Source organism: Cellulosimicrobium sp. PMB13, from assembly GCF_051294865.1.
Taxonomy (GTDB): domain Bacteria; phylum Actinomycetota; class Actinomycetes; order Actinomycetales; family Cellulomonadaceae; genus Cellulosimicrobium.
This window is the reverse complement of sequence record NZ_CP145910.1, coordinates 3,104,475-3,122,137: the sequence shown is the minus strand read 5'-3', so window position 1 is coordinate 3,122,137 and position 17,663 is coordinate 3,104,475. Positions and strand designations below refer to the sequence as shown.

General features: G+C 75.0%; 15 protein-coding genes. 14 read left to right on the top strand and 1 reads right to left on the bottom strand.

Going from position 1 to position 17,663, the window contains the following annotated elements; translation table 11 throughout:
- The first annotated feature begins 35 nt into the window (after nt 1-35).
- From V5D56_RS14075 to V5D56_RS14030, 10 genes are all read left to right on the top strand, one after another.
- Nucleotides 36-1,121: a helix-turn-helix transcriptional regulator gene (locus V5D56_RS14075; protein ID WP_435735920.1), complete on the top strand. Its 1,086-nt coding sequence runs from the start codon at nt 36-38 to the stop codon at nt 1,119-1,121.
- A complete protein-coding gene (locus V5D56_RS14070; RefSeq protein WP_435735919.1) occupies nt 1,114-2,088 on the top strand; it encodes a helix-turn-helix transcriptional regulator in 975 nt (324 codons plus the stop codon). Before V5D56_RS14075 ends, V5D56_RS14070 begins: the two co-directional genes overlap by 8 nt.
- Nucleotides 2,089-2,098: 10 nt before the next feature.
- Nucleotides 2,099-2,425 carry a hypothetical protein gene (locus V5D56_RS14065; RefSeq protein WP_435735918.1) on the top strand — a complete coding sequence of 109 codons (327 nt, stop codon included), beginning with the start codon at nt 2,099-2,101 and terminating at the stop codon, nt 2,423-2,425.
- Nucleotides 2,426-2,575: 150 nt separating this feature from the next.
- Nucleotides 2,576-2,860, top strand: coding sequence for a Sec-independent protein translocase subunit TatA (gene tatA, locus V5D56_RS14060; protein ID WP_435735917.1), 285 nt, complete (start codon nt 2,576-2,578; stop codon nt 2,858-2,860).
- A 36-nt stretch (nt 2,861-2,896) separates the two neighbouring features.
- Complete coding sequence (gene tatC, locus V5D56_RS14055; protein WP_435739044.1) at nt 2,897-3,640, top strand: twin-arginine translocase subunit TatC; 744 nt, start codon at nt 2,897-2,899, stop codon at nt 3,638-3,640.
- 43 nt (nt 3,641-3,683) lie between these two features.
- A complete protein-coding gene (locus V5D56_RS14050; RefSeq protein WP_435735916.1) occupies nt 3,684-4,817 on the top strand; it encodes a diacylglycerol/lipid kinase family protein in 1,134 nt (377 codons plus the stop codon).
- 48 nt (nt 4,818-4,865) lie between these two features.
- Nucleotides 4,866-7,853: a DEAD/DEAH box helicase gene (locus V5D56_RS14045; RefSeq protein ID WP_435735915.1), complete on the top strand. Its 2,988-nt coding sequence runs from the start codon at nt 4,866-4,868 to the stop codon at nt 7,851-7,853.
- Between the two features lie 49 nt (nt 7,854-7,902).
- Nucleotides 7,903-9,543 carry an amidohydrolase gene (locus tag V5D56_RS14040; protein ID WP_435735914.1) on the top strand — a complete coding sequence of 547 codons (1,641 nt, stop codon included), beginning with the start codon at nt 7,903-7,905 and terminating at the stop codon, nt 9,541-9,543.
- Nucleotides 9,544-9,867: 324 nt separating this feature from the next.
- Nucleotides 9,868-11,637, top strand: coding sequence for an apolipoprotein N-acyltransferase (gene lnt / locus V5D56_RS14035; RefSeq protein ID WP_435735913.1), 1,770 nt, complete (start codon nt 9,868-9,870; stop codon nt 11,635-11,637).
- On the top strand, nt 11,634-12,449 hold the full coding sequence (locus V5D56_RS14030; RefSeq protein WP_435735912.1) for a polyprenol monophosphomannose synthase: 816 nt from the start codon (nt 11,634-11,636) through the stop codon (nt 12,447-12,449). Before lnt ends, V5D56_RS14030 begins: the two co-directional genes overlap by 4 nt.
- A 77-nt stretch (nt 12,450-12,526) precedes the next feature.
- Here the strand turns inward: V5D56_RS14030 and V5D56_RS14025 are convergent, their stop codons facing one another.
- Nucleotides 12,527-12,871, bottom strand: a complete 345-nt coding sequence (locus V5D56_RS14025) for an RNA polymerase-binding protein RbpA (RefSeq protein ID WP_069387551.1) — start codon at nt 12,869-12,871, stop codon at nt 12,527-12,529.
- 357 nt (nt 12,872-13,228) lie between these two features.
- Here V5D56_RS14025 and V5D56_RS14020 point away from each other — a divergent pair, with 357 nt between their 5' ends.
- The 4 genes from V5D56_RS14020 to putP all read left to right on the top strand — a co-directional run bounded on the left by V5D56_RS14020 (nt 13,229) and on the right by putP (nt 17,648).
- The gene (locus V5D56_RS14020; RefSeq protein ID WP_435735911.1) at nt 13,229-14,446 is read left to right on the top strand and encodes an LLM class flavin-dependent oxidoreductase; all 1,218 of its coding nucleotides are present in this window, start codon (nt 13,229-13,231) and stop codon (nt 14,444-14,446) included.
- Between the two features lie 150 nt (nt 14,447-14,596).
- Entirely contained in the window at nt 14,597-15,241 is a 645-nt protein-coding gene (locus V5D56_RS14015; RefSeq protein ID WP_435735910.1) for an FMN reductase, read from the top strand.
- 126 nt (nt 15,242-15,367) lie between these two features.
- Nucleotides 15,368-16,024, top strand: coding sequence for a hypothetical protein (locus V5D56_RS14010; RefSeq protein ID WP_435735909.1), 657 nt, complete (start codon nt 15,368-15,370; stop codon nt 16,022-16,024).
- 124 nt (nt 16,025-16,148) lie between these two features.
- Nucleotides 16,149-17,648, top strand: coding sequence for a sodium/proline symporter PutP (gene putP / locus V5D56_RS14005; RefSeq protein ID WP_435735908.1), 1,500 nt, complete (start codon nt 16,149-16,151; stop codon nt 17,646-17,648).
- The last annotated feature ends 15 nt before the right edge of the window (nt 17,649-17,663 follow it).

The window sequence follows — 17,663 nt, the reverse complement described above, 5'->3', positions numbered from 1 at the left end:
GTCGCTCACCCTATCGACCGATAGCGTGGTGCCCGATGCCCGAGCCCACCACACCCTGGTCCTCGCCCGACGCGGCGCCCGCGCCGGCCGCGCCGTCGAACCCTGCCGCCCGTCTGCTGAACCTCGTCATCGCGCTGGTGAACACGAACGCGTCGATGACGAAGCAGCAGATCCGCACGAGCGTCGCGGGGTACGGGGACGCGCCGTCGCCGGACGCGTTCGAGCGCATGTTCGAGCGGGACAAGGACACGCTGCGGGACCTGGGCATCCCGATCGTCACGGTCGACGCGGGCGGCCACGCCGACGAGGTGGGGTACCGCATCGACCAGGACGCGTACGCGCTGCCCGCGGTGGACCTGACGCCGGCGGAGCTGGGGGTCCTGGCGCTGGCGGCGCAGTTCTGGCAGGACAAGTCGCTGCGCACCGACATCTCGCGCGCGCTGACGAAGCTGCGGGCCGCGGGCGCGGGGGAGACGGCGATGGACGCCGTCGCGGGCCTCGTCCCGCGCGTGCGGGCCGTGGGCGACGCGTACACGACCCTGCTGGACGCGATCTCCCAGCGTCGGGCGGTGTCGTTCACCTACCGGGCGGCGAGCACGGGCGAGGTGCGGCCCCGGCGCGTGCAGCCGTGGCGGATCGCGGCACGGCGCGGCGGCTGGTACCTCGTCGGGTTCGACGTCGACCGGGACGCGCCGCGGTCGTACCGGCTGAGCCGGGTCGAGGGCCGGGTCCGGGCGACCGGGCCGCGCGACGCGTTCGAGGTCCCCGAGCACGTGGACGTGGACGCCTTCCTCGGCGGGCGCGGCGCGGGCGGGGTCGCGCGGCTCGCCGTCGTGCCGGAGCGCGCGGCCGCGCTGCGTGCGCGCGGCAAGGTCGTCGGGTCGCTCCCCGGCGCCGGCGCGCCCGGGCCGGGGCGCGACGTCCTGGAGGTGCCGTTCGACGTGCGCACCGCCCTGGCCGACGAGGTCGTGGGCTACGGCGACGCGGTGCTGGTGCTGGAACCGCCGGAGCTGCGCGACGTCGTCGTGCGCCGGCTGCAGGAGGCAGCCGGGCTCGGTGGGGCGACCGGCGGCCCGAACGGCGGGACGGGCGACGACGCGGGGGAGGGGCACCGTGGCTGAGCGCGCGGACGACCGGCTGGTGCGCCTGCTGGGCATCGTCGCCTACCTCGACGGTGCGGGCCCGGTGCCCGTGGGCGAGCTCGCCCGCCACTTCGGCGTCAGCGAGCGCCAGGTGCTGGAGGACGTCGACGCCCTGTGGGTCTCGGGCACGCCCGGCTACTGGCCCGACGACCTCATCGACTTCGACGCCGACTCGATCGAGCGCGGCGTCGTGCGCCTCACCGAGGCGCGCGGCATGACCCGGCCGCTGCGGCTGGGCACGCGCGAGGCCGTCGCGCTGGTCGCGGCGCTGCGGGCCATGCGTGAGACGGGCGCCGTGCAGGCCGACCCGCAGCGAGCGGGCGTCGTCGAGTCCGTCCTGAGGAAGCTCACCGACGCCACGGGCGAGGCGGCCGCGGCGCTCGACGTGCGGCTCGCGCCCGAGGGCGACCCGCAGGTCGTGTCGACCATCGCGAGCGCCCTCGCCGCCGGGCACCGGCTGCGCATCCGCTACGTCACCGCCGCCGACGAGGCGTCGGACCGCGAGATCGACCCCGTGAGCCTGCACACCCAGGACGAGCACGCCTACCTGCTCGCGTGGTGCCACCGCGCGCAGGGGCGCCGCACGTTCCGCGTCGACCGGATCCTCGGCGCCGTCGAGCTCGACACCCCCGTGGAGGCGCACGACGTCGACCCGGACGTCGACTTCACCCCGTCGGGCGACGCGCCGCTGGCGACGCTCGTGCTGGCGAGCCAGGCACGGACCGTGGCCGAGCAGGTGCCGGTCGAGTCGGTGCGCGACCTGCCCGACGGCGCGTTCGAGGTGCGCCTGCGCGTCACCAACCCGGTGTGGCTGCGCCAGCTCCTCCTCGCGCGCGCCCGGCACGTGCGCTCCGTCGAGCCGGCGTCCGTCGCCGACGACGTGCGCGAGACCGCGCGCGCCGCCCTCGCCGCGTATGCGCGCCTCGACGACGCTCCCGCTGGTTAGGGTGAGCGGCATGTGGTTCTGGGTGTGGACGCTGCTCGTCGTGGGCACGCTCGTCGGCGCGTTCTTCCTCGCCCGGCGCCTGTGGCGCTCGGTGAAGGGGCTGGGTCGCGAGCTCTCGCGCGCGTCGCAGGTCGCGAGCGAGATGGGTGCGCGGGCCGACGAGCTCGCCCGTCGTCTCGAGGCGGAGCAGCCGTCCACGGCGCCGACGCTGGACGACGACCCCGTCGTGCTGCGCGAGCGTGTCGACGCGCTGCGGGCGGAGAGGGCCGAGCGGCGGGTCCTGCGTCGCCAGCGCGACGAACGGGTGTGGGCCCGGTGGCGGCGGTTCAACGCCTGAGCCGGACGGCCAGGAGCGTGCACCGCGGCGGAGCACCGCGGCGGGGGCGTGACCTATGATGGCGGGACGAGCAGGTCTCGTCGTTCGTCCGTCGTTCGCCAGCCGTCACTGTCCGTCGTCACTGTCGCCAACGAGTAGTAGGTTCCCCCCGTGAACATCCTCCGTCACCCCGCGACGATCGTCGTGCTGATCCTCCTCGTCGTCCTGCTCTTCGGGTCACGACGACTGCCGGACCTGGCGCGCAGCGTCGGGCAGTCGCTGAAGATCTTCAAGAAGGAGGTCAAGGACCTCCGTGAGGACGACGACGCGCAGCCCGAGTCGAGCCCTCCGACCGTTGACACCACGACCACCAGCACCACGGTCCCCCGCGGCACCACGAACGTGACGGGGAGCACGGCGTCGTCCACGCAGGACGGCACCAGCCCGAAGGTCTAGTCGGTGCCACGCAACTCCCGTGATCCCGACGGGCGCATGCCCCTGCGCGAGCACCTCGTCGAGATCCGCAAGCGCCTCGTCCTGTCCGCCCTCGGCATCCTGGTCGGCGCGGTCGTGGGCTGGATGGTCTACGACACGGTCTTCCAGCTGCTCCAGGAACCCCTGCTCGCGGCGGCCGAGCGCCGTGACGCGCTGATCGGCCTCAACTTCGACGGCGTCGCCACGGCCATCGACATGAAGGTCAAGGTCTCCGTCTTCCTCGGCGTCCTGCTGTCGAGCCCGTGGTGGCTCTACCAGCTCTTCGCGTTCATCACGCCGGGCCTGACGAGCGTGGAGAAGCGGTACTCGTTCGCGTTCATCGCGGTCGCCGTCCCGCTGTTCCTCGCCGGCATCGCGCTCGCCTGGTACATGCTGCCCCGCGCGGTCGCGCTGCTCAACGAGTTCGTCCCGCCGGACACGTCGAACCTCATCGGCGCGCAGATGTACCTCGGGTTCGTCATGCGCCTCATGCTCGCGTTCGGCATCGCGTTCCTCGTGCCCGTCGTCATGGTGGCGCTGAACATGATGGGCGTCGTGCGGGCCTCGACGTGGCTCGCGGGCTGGCGCTGGGCCGTGCTCGTGTCGTTCCTGTTCGCCGCGATCATGACGCCCACCCCGGACGTCCTGACGATGTTCTCCGTCGCCCTGCCGATCTGCGCGCTCTACTTCGTCGCCTACGGCGTCTCGGTCCTGCACGACCGTCGCGTCGACAAGCGCGACGCCGCCCGGCTCGCCCTGTGAACCCAGCGCACGGACCGCGCCGCGTGCGGCGCGCAGAGCACCCGTGAGCACGGTCGGGCTCGTCGTCAACCCCACCGCCGGTCGCGGCCGGGGCCGCACCGGCGGGGAGCGCACCGCCGCGGCGCTGCGCTCCGCCGGTCACGACGTCGTCGACCTCAGCGCCCCCAGCCTCGCGCTCGCGCAGGAGTCCGCCGACGCCGCGGTGCGCGGCCACCAGGGCCGCCACGGGGTGGACGCGCTCGTCGTCGTCGGCGGCGACGGCATGGTGCACCTCGGCGTCAACGCCGTCGCCGGGACCCGGACCCCGCTCGGCATCGTCGCCGTCGGGACCGGCAACGACTTCGCGCACGCCCTCGCGATCCCGACCGGGCGCGTCCAGGAGTGCGTCGACGCCCTGCTCCGGTCCCTCACCGACGGGACCGTGCGCGCGGTCGACGCCGCGCGCGTCACCGCCCCGCACGCCGACCCCGTCGCCACGTCCACGCTCTCCGCGCCGCCGCACACCGCGACGCCAGGCACCGCCGCCCCTCCCGGCGAAGGACCCCGCGCCGTCGTGCACCCGATGCCGACGCGCTGGTACGCGGGCGTCCTGTCCGCCGGGGTCGACGCCGCCGTCAACGCGCACGCCAACGCCGCCACGTGGCCCCGCGGCCGCGCCCGCTACGCGCGCTCCGCCCTGCGCGAGATCGCCCGCTACCGCCCCTACGGGTACCGGGTCACGCTCACCGGCGTCCCCGCGGCACCGGGCCACGACCAGTGGCCCGAGGTCCTCGCCGGTGCCCCCCTGCTCCCCGGGGACGGACCCGACGGCCCCACCCTCGTCTGGGAGTCCCCGGGCGCGCTCGTCTCCGTCGCCAACGGGCCCCGCGTCGGCGGCGGGATCCGCATCGCGCCCGACGCGGTCGTCGACGACGGGCTCCTCGACGTCCTGCTCGCCGGACCCTTCACCCGCCGCGGCGCGGCCGCGATCTTCCCCGGCATGTACGCCGGCCGGCACCTGGCGAACCCGGGCGTCGGTGCGGTCCGCGCCCGCGTCGTGACGATCGAGCCCACCGCCGCCGGCGCAGCACCCCCGCACGCGTTCGCCGACGGCGAGCACGTGGGCCCGCTGCCCCTGCGCGTCGAGATCGTCCCCGGGGCGCTGCGCGTCCTCACGTCCACGCCTCCCGCGGCCTGACCGATCGGGTCGGGCGGCGAGGTGCGCGCCGGACCGTAGGCTGAGGCCATGACGGCAGCTGACACGTCCGCCGACTCACCCGCCGCCCGGTACGCCGCCGCTCGCGCCCGCCAGTCCGCGTCCCGCACGCGGCTCGCCGAGTTCCGCCGCGTCCTCGACTTCCCGCTCGACGACTTCCAGGAGCGCGCGTGCGAGGCCCTGGAGGAGGGTCGCGGCGTCCTCGTCGCCGCCCCCACCGGCGCAGGCAAGACCGTGGTCGGCGAGTTCGCCGTCCACCTCGCGCTCGCCACGGGCCGCAAGGCGTTCTACACCACGCCCATCAAGGCGCTGTCGAACCAGAAGTACGCCGACCTCGCGCGCCGCCACGGCGCCGACAACGTGGGCCTGCTCACCGGGGACACCACCCTCAACGGGGACGCCCCCGTCGTCGTCATGACGACCGAGGTGCTGCGCAACATGCTCTACGCCGGGTCCACCGCGCTCGACGGCCTCGGCTACGTCGTCATGGACGAGGTCCACTACCTCGCCGACCGGTTCCGCGGCCCCGTCTGGGAAGAGGTGATCATCCACCTGTCCGACGACGTCCAGCTCGTCTCGCTGTCCGCGACCGTGTCCAACGCGGAGGAGTTCGGCGACTGGCTCGAGATGGTGCGCGGCGACACGACCGTCGTCGTCAGCGAGCGCCGCCCCGTGCCGCTGTGGCAGCACGTGCTCGTCGCCTCGGCCAACCCCACGGGCGCGGACCGTCACGCCGCCCGCCCCGGGTTCGGGGCCGACCTGCTCGACCTGTACGCGGGGCACGTCGACCCGACCGACCCCGGGGTGAACCCGCCCATCAACCCCGACCTGCTCGCGGCGTTCCGGGCGGCGCCGCGCTCGGGGCCCGACGGTCGCCGGGGCGCGGGCGACCGCGGGTACCGCGGTCGTGGCGGGCGCCGGCCGGGCCCGGACCGGTCCGGGTTCACCCGTCGCACCCCCTCGCGCTTCTCGGTCGTGGACGCGCTCGACGAGGACGCGCTGCTGCCCGCGATCTACTTCATCTTCTCCCGCGCCGGGTGCGAGGGCGCGGTCACGCAGTGCCTGACCGCCGGGCTGCGCCTCACCTCGGCCGAGGAGGAGGCGGAGATCCGGCGGGTCGCGGAGGAGCGCACCGCGACGATCCCGACCGAGGACCTCGACGTGCTGGGGTACTGGACGTGGAGCGAGTCCCTCGCGCGCGGGGTCGCCGCCCACCACGCGGGGATGCTGCCGGTGTTCAAGGAGACGGTCGAGGAGCTGTTCAGCCGCGGCCTCATCAAGGTCGTGTTCGCCACGGAGACCCTCGCGCTCGGCATCAACATGCCCGCCCGCTCCGTCGTGCTCGAGCGGCTCGTGAAGTGGGACGGGTCCGCGCACGTGGACGTCACGCCGGGGGAGTACACGCAGCTCACCGGGCGCGCGGGTCGGCGCGGGATCGACGTCGAGGGTCACGCCGTCGTCGTGGACCACGCCGGGCTGGACCCCGTGCAGCTCGCGGGCCTGGCGTCCAAGCGCCTGTACCCGCTGCGCTCGAGCTTTCGGCCCACGTACAACATGGCGGTCAACCTCGTCGCGCAGGTGGGCCGGGACCGTGCCCGCGACGTCCTGGAGACGTCGTTCGCGCAGTTCCAGGCCGACCGCGGCGTCGTGGGGCTCGCCAAGCAGGCGCAGGCGCACGCCGAAGCGCTCGACGGGTACGCGCAGGCGATGACGTGCGACCGGGGCGACTTCGCGCAGTACGCGGCGCTGCGGCGGCGCATCACCCAGCGCGAGAGCGACCTGTCGCGCGCGGCGAGCCGGTCGCGGCGCGCCGAGGTGGTCGCGGCGTTCGAGCGGCTGCGCCCCGGCGACGTGGTCGAGGTGCCGTCCGGGCGCCGGGCCGGGTACGTCGTCGTGCTCGACCCCGGGGACGGCGCCGGGTTCGACGGGCCGCGCCCGACGGTGCTCACGCAGGACCGGGCCGTGAAGAAGCTCACGGTCGCGGACGCGCCCGGCGGGGTCCGCGTCGTCACGAGGGTCAAGGTCCCCAAGGCGTTCAACCCCCGCGTCCCGGCACAGCGCCGCGACCTCGCGTCGAGCCTGCGCAACGCGCTCGGCGCGCTCGACGAGCCCGGCAGCCGCCCGGGCCGGGCGGCGCGCGGGCGGTCGGGCGCCGCGGACGACGCCGAGCTCGCACGCCTGCGCGCGCAGCTGCGCGCCCACCCGTGCCACGGGTGCCCCGACCGGGAGGACCACGCCCGGTGGGCCGAGCGGTGGGCCCGGCTGAAGAAGGAGCACGACCAGCTCGTGCGCCGCGTGGAGGGCCGCACCGGGTCGATCGCGAAGCTGTTCGACCGCACGTGCGACGTCCTGCTCGAGCTCGGGTACCTCGAACGCGCCGACGCGCGGGGCACCGCAGGCCCTGCGAGCCTCGCGATCGCCGTCGACGGCGACGGCGACACGGCCGACGAGGCACCCGACACCGGTGGCGACGCGACCGACGGCCTGGTGCACGCGGGCGGGCTGCGCGTCACGGCCGACGGCCGGTGGCTGCGACGCCTGTACGCCGAGAACGACCTGCTGCTCGCCGAGTGCCTGCGGCGCGGCGTCTGGGAGGACCTCGACGCTCCCGCCCTGGCAGCGGTGGTCTCCACGTGCGTCTACTCCGGTCGGCGGGACGAGCCCACCGACCCGAACGTGCCGGGCGGCCCGCACGGCCCGCTCGCGCGCGCCCTCGACGCGACGGTGCGCGTGTGGTCGGAGGTGGAGGACCTGGAGAGCGCGCACCGCCTGGAGGCGACCGGCCAGCTTGACGACGGACTCGTCGTCGCGGTGCACCGGTGGGCCGTGGGGCGCAGCCTCGACGCGGTGCTGCGCGGGTCGGAGATCGCGGCGGGCGACTTCGTACGCTGGTGCAAGCAGGTCATCGACGTCCTCGACCAGCTCGCGGGCGCCGCCCCGACACCGGCGCTGCGGCGCACCGCGGTGCAGGCGATCGACCGGCTGCGCCGCGGCGTGGTCGCGTACTCGAGCGTGTGACGAGGCCACCGGCACGAACACCGCGAATGTGGCGGTATGGTGAAGGATTGTGGCCTCAACCTTGTACCGCGGTGGCGTGATCCACTCCTCGGCCGACCCGTTCGCCGAGGCCCTGCTGGTCGACGACGGCGTGATCGCCTGGATCGGTGCCGACGACACCGCCGACGGGCTCGCCGCCCGGGCCGACCGGGTGGTCGAGCTCGACGGCGCGCTCGTCGCCCCCGGCTTCGTCGACGCGCACGTGCACCTGTTCGAGATCGGCCTCGCCCTCGCCGGGGTGGACCTGTCCGCGAGCGCCGGCGTGACGTCGCTGGGAGCCGCGCTGGACGCGGTGGCGAAGGCGGCGGCCCTCGTGGCGGACGGCGAGGTCGTGCTGGCCTTCGGGTGGGACGAGCGGTCGTGGCCGGAGGGGCGTCCCCCGACGGCCGCGGAGCTGGACGCCGCGGCGGGCGGCCGGGCGGTGTACGCGGCACGCGTGGACGTGCACTCCGCGGTGGTCTCGACGGCGCTGGCGCGGCAGGCGGGCCTGGAGGCGCGCCCCGGGTGGGACGCGTCGGGCTGGGTGACGGGCGAGGCGCACCACGTGGCGCGTGACGTGGCGCGCGAGGTGTCTCCGGCGCGCCGCACGGACCTGTACCGGGCGGCGCTGCGGGCCGCGGCGGAGCAGGGCATCGTGTCGGTGCACGAGATGAGCGCCCCGCACATCGACACCCGCGCCGGGCTGCGCGAGGTGCTGGACCTGACGCGCGACCCGGCGGGCGGCCTGGCGCACGTGGTGGGGTACCGGGGCGAGCTGTGCGCGACGGCCGACGACGCGCGCGCGGTCCTGGCGGACGTCCCTGGTCTGGCGGGGGTCGCGGGCGACCTCAACGTCGACGGGTCGATCGGGTCGCGCACGGCGGCGATGCGGCAGCCGTACCGGGACGCGCCGGTGCCGGGGGAGCGGGGCACGTTGTACCTGTCGGCGGAGCAGATCGCGAACCACCTGTCCGCGACCGCGGCGGCGGGCACGCAGGGCGGGTTCCACGTCATCGGCGACCGCGCGATGGACGAGCTCGTGCTGGGGCTCAAGGCGGCGGCGGACGTGCACGGCGCGGGATCGGTGCGCGCGGCGCGGCACCGCGTCGAGCACGCGCTGTTCGTCGACGCGACGGCGCTGGCGACGCTCCTGCTGTTCGGGGTGTCCCTGAGCGTCCAGCCGGCGTTCGACGCCGCGTGGGGCGGCCCGGACGGCATGTACGCCGCGCGGGTGGGCGCGACGCGCGCGGAGGGCCTGAGCCCGTTCGCCGACCTCGCGGGAGCCGGCGTGCCCGTCGCGTTCGGGTCGGACGCCCCGGTGACGCGCCTCGACCCGTGGGCCGGGGTCCTGGCTGCGATGTCGCACGTCGACCTGGACCAGCGGGTCTCGGCGCGTGCGGCGTTCCAGGCGCACACGCGCGGCGGCTGGCGCATCGCGGGCCTGGACCACACGGGCGCGGGGCAGCTGCGCGTCGGCGCCCCCGCGCACCTCGCGGTGTGGCGTGCGGAGCACCTCGTGGTGCAGGGCACCCTGGGCCGCCCCGCCTCGTCGTGGAGCACGGACGCCCGCTCGGGCACGCCGCTGCTGCCCGAGCTCGGCGGGGACGCGCCGCGGCCCACGTGCCTGCAGACCGTGCGGGACGGCGTCGTGCTGTTCGACACGTTCGGGTGATACGTCCCCGCCGCGGGGAGCAGGTTCCGGTTGACAGCCTCCGGAGCGGGAGTAGTTTCGACAGGGTGTTCCGGCCCCCGCGGCCGCCAGGGGATCAGCCACCGACGACGATCCCCGGGCATGCCGTGACGGGTGTCTGGCCGGGCCCGCGCGCTCAGTAGAAAACGTGCACCGCCGGTGGCGGCGGGGCACGGGCCGAAGGGCGTGCGGGCTCGCCGCACCCGCGCGGGCGGGCGAGCCCGCGCCGTCGGTGCGCGTCGTGCGCTCGTCACCCGGGCCGCCGTCCACCGTGGGCGTGCAGGCGCGTGGCGTATCCTGCACCCCGTGCCAGCCCCTGCGTCCGCGTCCGACCCGAGCCTCGGTCGGTCCGTCCCGAGCCCACGACGCGCCGCGGGCGGACCGGTCTCACGACCGCTGGCCCTGCTCCTCGCGCTCGCCGGCGGCCTGCTCACGGACGCCGCGTTCCCCGACCGGGGCTGGTGGCCCGCCGCGTTCGTCGGCGTGGGCCTGCTGTTCTGGGCGCTGCGTCGCGACGACGCCCGGTGGGGCGCCCTGGTCGGCCTCGTGTGGGGGCTGTCGTTCTTCCTGCCGCACCTGTGGTGGGCGAACGAGGCGACGGAGACGCTGCCGTGGATCGCGCTGTCCGTCATGGAGGCCTGCTTCGTCGCGGTCCTGGGCGCCGCGTGGGTGTGGGCGCGGCGCTGGTCCTGGCTGCGGGACCGGCCCGGCCGGCAGGCGGTCGCGTTCGCGGTCCTGTTCGTCGGCGTCGAGCAGGCCCGCACCGAGGTCCCGTTCGGCGGCTTCCCCTGGGGGCGGCTCGCGTTCTCCCAGGTCGACTCCCCGCTCGGGCGTGCGGCATGGCTCGGCGGCGAGGTGCTCGTGTCCCTGCTCGTCGCCCTCGTCGGCTCTCTGCTCGCCGCCGCCGTCCTCGTCCTGGTGCGCCACCGCGCCGTCCAGGCGCCCGGAGAGGACCGGCAGGGCGGGCAGGACCGTGCGCGGGAGGCGCTCCTGGTCGGCGTGCCGCTGCTCGCCGCCGCGGCGCTGGTCGCCGCTCCGCTGCTCGTGCCGCTCGACGCGCGAGCGCAGGCGGGACATCTCGAGGTCGGGGCCGTGCAGGGCAACGTGGGCGAGCCGGGCCTCGGGTCGTTCGCGAACCGCGCGGAGGTGCTGAACAACCACCTCGACGGCACCGTCGCGCTGCTGGACCAGGTCGATCCGGGCGACCTCGACGTCGTGCTGTGGCCGGAGAACGGCTCCGACCTCGACCCGCAGGAGGCTCCCGAGGTCGCCGCGGCGATCGACGACGCCGCGCGCGAGGTCGACGCGCCGATCCTCGTCGGCGCCCAGGAGTACCCGGAGACGGGCGGGCGGTACAACGTGTCGCTGCTCGTCGAGCCGGGCGTCGGCGTCGTCGACCGGTACGCCAAGCAGCACCCCGCACCGTTCGGCGAGTACATGCCGCTGCGGCCGCTGCTGCGGGTGTTCTCCGACCAGGTCGACCGCGTCACCATCGACATGATCCCCGGCGGCGAGACCGGGGTGGTCGACCTCGCGTCGGAGCGTCTGGGCCGCACCGTGCCCCTCGGGGTCGTCATCTGCTTCGAGGTCGCCTACGACGTACTCGTGCGCGACGCTGTGCTCGCGGGTGCCGAGGTGCTCGTCGTCCCGACGAACAACGCGTCGTTCGGCTACACGGCCGAGTCGACCCAGCAGCTCGCGATGTCACGGCTGCGCGCGGTCTCGACCGGGCGCGCGACCGTCCAGGTGTCGACGGTCGGTGTCAGCGGCGTGATCGCGCCCGACGGCACGCTGCTGCAGAGCACGGAGCTGTTCACCGCCGACCAGCTCGTCGCCTCCTTGCCGCTGCGCACCGACCTGACGCCGGCCGTGCGCGCCGGCGGCCTGCCCGGGCTGGCCGTGGGCCTGCTCGCGGCCGGGCTCGTCGTCGCCGGGGTCGTCGGGTCGGTCCGCGAGCGCCGGCGTGGACGGCTCGCCGGCGGCACCGGGGAACCCACCGGCACGCCCGACGCCGACGGGGTCCCCGGGTCCGGCACCTCGGTGGCGGCGTCGGACGGCCTGGAGAGCGCCCGGTGACCGACGCACCCGGGCGCGTGCTCGTCGTCGTGCCCACGTACGACGAGGCGCTGACCCTGCCGGGCACGCTCGCGCGCCTGCGCGCCGCGGTCCCGGGTGCGCACGTCCTCGTGGTCGACGACGCGTCGCCCGACGGGACGGGCGACCTCGCGGACGCGGTCGCGGCGCACGACGCGGCGGTGCACGTGCTGCACCGCGCGGGCAAGGACGGGCTGGGGGCCGCGTACGTCGCGGGCTTCGGGTGGGCGCTGGAGCGCGGGTACGACGTCGTGGTGGAGATGGACGCCGACGGGTCGCACCGGCCGGAGGAGCTGCCGCGGCTCCTCGACGCCCTGGCCGCGGTCCCGACCGGCGCCCGGGGTGCGACCGAGGGCGCGCACCGGCCCGGGCCTGTGGACCTGGTCATCGGGTCGCGCTGGGTGCCGGGCGGCGAGGTCGAGAACTGGCCGTGGCACCGCGAGGCGCTGTCGCGGGGCGGCAACGCGTACGTGCGGCTGGCGCTCGGGCTGCGGCTGAGGGACGCGACGGCCGGGTTCCGCGCGTACCGGGCGGACGCGCTGCGGGCGATGGACCTCGCGGCCGTGGAGTCGCACGGGTACTGCTTCCAGGTCGACATGGCCTGGCGCGTCGCCCGGGCCGGGGGACGCGTCGTGGAGGTCCCGATCACGTTCGTCGAGCGCACCGCGGGGCGGTCGAAGATGAGCCGCGCCATCGTCGCCGAGGCGCTGTGGAAGGTCACCCTCTGGGGTGCGCGACGGCGCGCGGAGCAGCTCGGGTCGCTGGTGCGGCGGGGACGCTCCCCGAGGACGTAGCCGGCTCCGGACGCAGGAAAGGCCCGGTCCGAGGGACCGGGCCTTCGTGCAGGGAGCGGCCGTGCCTCCCGCGGGTGTCAGGCGGAGCGGCGGAGCTTGCCGGCGCGCAGCAGGTCGAGACGCTCGTCGAGGAGCTCCTCGAGCTCGGAGATCGTGCGGCGCTCGAGCAGCATGTCCCAGTGGGTGCGCGCGGGCTTGCCGGCCTTGGGCTCGGGGCGCTCGGCGTCACGCAGGAGCGCCTCGGCGCCGCAGCGGCACTCCCACACGGGCGGGACCTCGGCGTCGGTCGAGAACGGCAGGATGATGGTGTGGCCGTTGGGGCAGTCGTAGTGCGCCTGGAAACGGGGCGCGAAGTCGACGCCCTCGTCCGACTCCATGCTCTTCGCACCGATGCTCATGCCACGCAGCGAACGGTCGGCCATGGTGTCCTCCAGAGGATCGTCGGGGGTGTACGGGCGGGCCCGTGGGTGCGAGCGTGCCCGGTCTACGAGTACGCAACGCCGTGTCGTGGTGGGGTGTTCCGACGCGGGGTGAAGGTCCGGTGAACGTCGCGGTCGCGGCCCGCCAGGCGGGCCGCGCGACGTCGGGGCCGGGTCCGCCACGGCGCGTCGCCGTCCCAGGCTCCCGGGTTTCGATGCCCCGCGCAACTCGCGGGGCGTGAGATCCGCCGCTCCGCCCCGGCCGCGGTCTCGGGAACAAACGCGGGGGACGCCCGGTTGAGCGCCATGTACATGCAAACGCATGGACCATCGATCGTCAGAGGACCCTGGGAGCGCACCATGCAGTTCGGCATCTTCACCGTCGGCGACGTGACGACGGACCCCACGACGGGCCGGACCCCGGACGACACCGAGCGGGTGCGCGCGATGCTCACCATCGCGAAGCACGCCGACGAGGCCGGGCTGGACGTCTTCGCGACGGGCGAGCACCACAACCCGCCGTTCGTGCCGTCGTCGCCCACGACCATGCTCGGCTACCTCGCGGGCGTGACGAAGGACATCGTCCTGTCGACGTCGACGACGCTCATCACCACCAACGACCCGGTGCGCCTCGCCGAGGAGTACGCGATGCTCCAGGTCATCACCGACGGGCGCATGGACCTCATGATGGGCCGCGGCAACACCGGGCCCGTCTACCCCTGGTTCGGGCAGGACATCCGCAACGGCATCCCGCTCGCGATCGAGAACTACGCGCTGCTGCGCCGGCTCTGGACCGAGGACGTCGTCGACTGGGAGGGGAAGTTCCGCACGCCGCTGCAGGGCTTCACCTCGACGCCGCGCCCGCTCGACGGCGTGCCGCCGTTCGTGTGGCACGGGTCGATCCGCAGCCCCGAGATCGCGGAGCAGGCCGCCTACTACGGCGACGGGTTCTTCCACAACAACATCTTCTGGCCCATGAGCCACACCCGGCAGATGGTGCAGTTCTACCGTCAGCGCTGGGAGCACCACGGTCACGGGCCCGCGGACACCGCGATCGTCGGCCTCGGCGGGCAGGTGTTCCTGCGCAAGGACTCGCAGAAGGCGTGGGACGAGTTCCGCCCCTACTTCGACAACGCTCCCGTGTACGGGCACGGGCCGTCGATGGAGGACTTCACGCGCGAGACCCCGCTCACCGTGGGCTCACCGCAGCAGGTGATCGACCGCTACGGGGCGATGCGCGAGGACGTGGGGGACTACCAGCGCCAGCTGTTCCTCATGGACCACGCCGGGTTGCCCCTCAAGACGGTCCTCGAGCAGATCGACCTGCTCGCGGGCGAGGTCGTGCCGGTCCTGCGCCGCGAGGCGGAGGCCGCGCGCCCCGCGCACGTCCCGTCCGGCCCGCCGACGCACGTCGAGCGCGTCGCCGCCGCCCGCGCCGCGGGCGAGACCCACGCCGCGCACGTCGGCGCCACCGAGGACCGCTGGACCGGGCGCACCGCCGAGGACGACGACGCGGACGACGCCGCAGGCGTCTCCACGCAGCAGCCCGCCCGCGCGGGCACCGCCTTCGGCCTCTGAGCCTCGCCGCGGGCCACCGCCCGACGGCGTACGGTCACCAGGTGCGGTCATCGCACCAGGGGACCGGCGCCGTCGGGCAGCCCGGGTCACCGGCCCGCACCAGCAGCACACGCACGCATCACGCACGCACAGCAGCACCAGGAGCACCGCATGACCCAGCAGACCACCCCCGGCGGCACCGACCGGCGCCTCGTCGTCGTCTCCGCCGGCCTGTCCAAGCCCTCCTCGACCCGGCTGCTCGCCGACCGTCTCGGTGAGGCCGCCGTCCGCGAGCTCGGCGCGCTCGGGGTCACCGCCGAGGTCGAGACCGTCGAGCTGCGCGACCACGCGCACGCCGTCGTGGACACCCTGCTCACCGGCTTCCCCACCGGGGACCTCGCCGGCGTCCTCGACCGGCTCTACGCCGCCGACGGGATCGTGGTGACCACGCCGCTGTTCACCACGACGTACTCCGGGCTCCTCAAGTCGTTCGTCGACGTCCTCGACAAGGACGCCCTGACCGGCACGCCCGTCCTGCTCGGCGCGACGGGCGGCACCGCCCGGCACTCCCTGGCGCTCGAGTACTCGCTGCGCCCCTTGTTCACGTACCTGCGCGCCGACGTCGCCACCACCTCGGTGTTCGCGGCGACCGACGACTGGGCGGCGGGCGAGTCCGACTCCGGCGGGGGGCTTCCGCGGCGCATCGCGCGCGCCGGGCGCGAGCTCGCGGAGAAGGTCGCGCTGCGCACGAGCAGCGGCCCCGCGGACCCGTTCGCCGGCACGCCCGACTTCACCGCGCTCCTCGGTGGCCTCTGACCGGGCCTGTGACCCGCCCCGACCTGCGCGAGCGCGTCCCGGCGACGTGACGAGCGCCTTGCGTCCGCGCGTCCCGTCGGGGACGATCGGCACGACGGGGGCACCGGCACGACGGGGAGCGGATCCATGACGGCAGCGCACGACGAGCCCAGCACCGACGCCCCCGCCCGCCCGGCGCGCCGCAGCGTCGGCGTCAGCGCCCGCCGGTCCGGCCCCGGCCGCGCCACGACCCCGCGCTTCGTCCCGGACACGCGCTACCCCGCGATGTTCCACGTCGCCGGCGGGCGCCTCGTGTGGGACGGCGCCCGCCTCCACCTGCTCGGCCCCGACGGCACCCGCGCGCGCACCGACCTGCCGTCGGGCCGCGTCACCGTCACGATCGCCGAGAGCGTCGTCGTCCACCTCCACGCGGCGCGCACCGCGCACGGCGGACCAGCCGCGAGCGCCCCCGGCACCACACGGGCCGTCGTGCTCGACCGGTCCGCGGAACGCTTCGTCCGGTTCGCCCACGCCCTGCGCGACGCCCACCCCGGCGCGGTCACGATCGACGACCGCACCACGCCGTCCCCGCGCACCCCCCGCCTGCGCACGGGGGCACGGGGCTCCGCGGACCGTCCCGGCGTCTTCGCGCGCACCGTGTGGCACGTGCGGGCCCCGAGGGCCTCGGGCGCCGACGGGGGAGCGGAGCTCGTGGAGCGGCTCGAGCGGCTCGCCGCCCTGCACCGCGCCGGCGACCTGACCGACGTCGAGTACTCGCGCGCGAAGGAGCGCCTGCTCGGCTGAGCACCGCCCACGACGCCTCGTCCCGCGTCGGGGCGCGCCGACGCCCCCGCACGCCGTGGCGCCCGGCGCGGCGTAGCGTGCGAGGAACGCACACTGCCGTCGACGACGCCTGCAGGAGGCCGCCATGTCGGACCGGGACTACCAGCTCGCCGCGATCGTGCTCTACCTGCTCGTCATGCTGGGCATCGGGTACTACGCGTACCGCCGCACCCAGAACCTCGACGGGTACATGCTCGCGAACCGCGGGCTCAGACCGTCGGTCGCCGCGCTGTCCGCCAACGCCTCCGACATGTCGGGCTGGCTCCTGCTCGGCCTGCCCGGCGCGATCTACGCCGCCGGGCTCGTCGAGGCGTGGATCGCGATCGGCCTCATCATCGGCGCGTGGCTCAACTGGCGGTTCGTCGCACCCCGGCTGCGCGCCTACTCCGAGATCTCCGACAACGCGATCACCATCCCGAGCTTCTTCTCCAAGCGCCTCAAGGGCGACAGCCGCCCCCTGCGCATCGCCGCCGCCCTCGTGATCCTCGTGTTCTTCACGTTCTACGTCTCCAGCGGCATGGTCGCCGCCGGCAAGTTCTTCGAGTCGTCCTTCGGCTGGCCGTACCTCACCGGGCTCGTCGTCGTCGCCGTCGTCACGCTCGGCTACACGCTCTTCGGCGGGTTCCTCGGCGCCACGCTCACCGACGTCGCCCAGGGTCTGCTCATGCTCGCCGCCCTCATCGCCGTCCCCGTCGTCGCCGTGACCCAGATGGGCGGCATCACCGCGGTCGTCGACGAGGCCCGGGCCGTCAACCCCGACGCGTTCAACCTGTTCTCCGGGCTCAGCAACGAGGGCGCGTTCCTCGGGATCGTCGCCATCGTCTCCACCGCCGCCTGGGGCCTGGGCTACTTCGGCCAGCCCCACATCATCGTGCGCTTCATGGCCCTGCGGTCCGTCAAGGAGGCGACCGTCGCCCGCCGCGTCAGCCTCACGTGGATGCTCCTCACCACCGGTGGCGCCGTCGCCACCGCCCTCATCGGCATCGCGTACTTCGCCGACGACCCCGCGCTGCCGCTCGACGACCCCGAGACCGTGTTCCTCGTCCTCAGCCAGATCCTGTTCCACCCGTTCGTCGCCGGGCTCGTGCTCGCCGCCGTCCTCGCCGCGATCATGTCCACCATGTCGAGCCAGCTCGTCGTGTGCTCCTCCGCGCTCGTCGAGGACCTCTACAACCTCGCCGGCCGACGCTCCTCGGAGAAGACCGAGCTCCTCCTCGGCCGCGGCGCCGTCCTCGCCGTCGCGGTGGTCGCCGCCGTCCTGGCGCTCGACGACGACTCCGCCATCCTCGACCTCGTCGCGTTCGCCTGGGCCGGGTTCGGCGCCGCCTTCGGCCCGATCGTGCTGCTCAGCCTGTACTGGCGCAAGCTCACCCCCGCGGGGGCGCTCGCCGGGCTCGTCACCGGCGCGGTCGTCGTGCTCGTGTGGGGCAACGTCGACGCCCTGAGCGACACGATGTACGAGATCGTGCCCGGGTTCCTGCTCAACCTGCTCGTCGCCGTCCTCGTCAGCCGGGCGACCGCGCGTCCCGACGCGGCGGTCGACGCCGAGTTCGACGCGATGGAGGCCGAGGTCGCCCGGAGCTGACGCCGCGCCGACCGG

Coding starts and splice junctions, on each gene's coding strand:
- V5D56_RS14015 (WP_435735910.1), top strand. CDS start 14,597: ATGACCCAGCAGACCACCCCCGGCGGCACCGACCGGCGCCTCGTCGTC.
- V5D56_RS14065 (WP_435735918.1), top strand. CDS start 2,099: ATGTGGTTCTGGGTGTGGACGCTGCTCGTCGTGGGCACGCTCGTCGGC.
- V5D56_RS14075 (WP_435735920.1), top strand. CDS start 36: ATGCCCGAGCCCACCACACCCTGGTCCTCGCCCGACGCGGCGCCCGCG.
- putP (WP_435735908.1), top strand. CDS start 16,149: ATGTCGGACCGGGACTACCAGCTCGCCGCGATCGTGCTCTACCTGCTC.
- V5D56_RS14010 (WP_435735909.1), top strand. CDS start 15,368: ATGACGGCAGCGCACGACGAGCCCAGCACCGACGCCCCCGCCCGCCCG.
- V5D56_RS14020 (WP_435735911.1), top strand. CDS start 13,229: ATGCAGTTCGGCATCTTCACCGTCGGCGACGTGACGACGGACCCCACG.
- V5D56_RS14025 (WP_069387551.1), bottom strand. CDS start 12,871: ATGGCCGACCGTTCGCTGCGTGGCATGAGCATCGGTGCGAAGAGCATG.
- V5D56_RS14045 (WP_435735915.1), top strand. CDS start 4,866: ATGACGGCAGCTGACACGTCCGCCGACTCACCCGCCGCCCGGTACGCC.
- tatC (WP_435739044.1), top strand. CDS start 2,897: ATGCCCCTGCGCGAGCACCTCGTCGAGATCCGCAAGCGCCTCGTCCTG.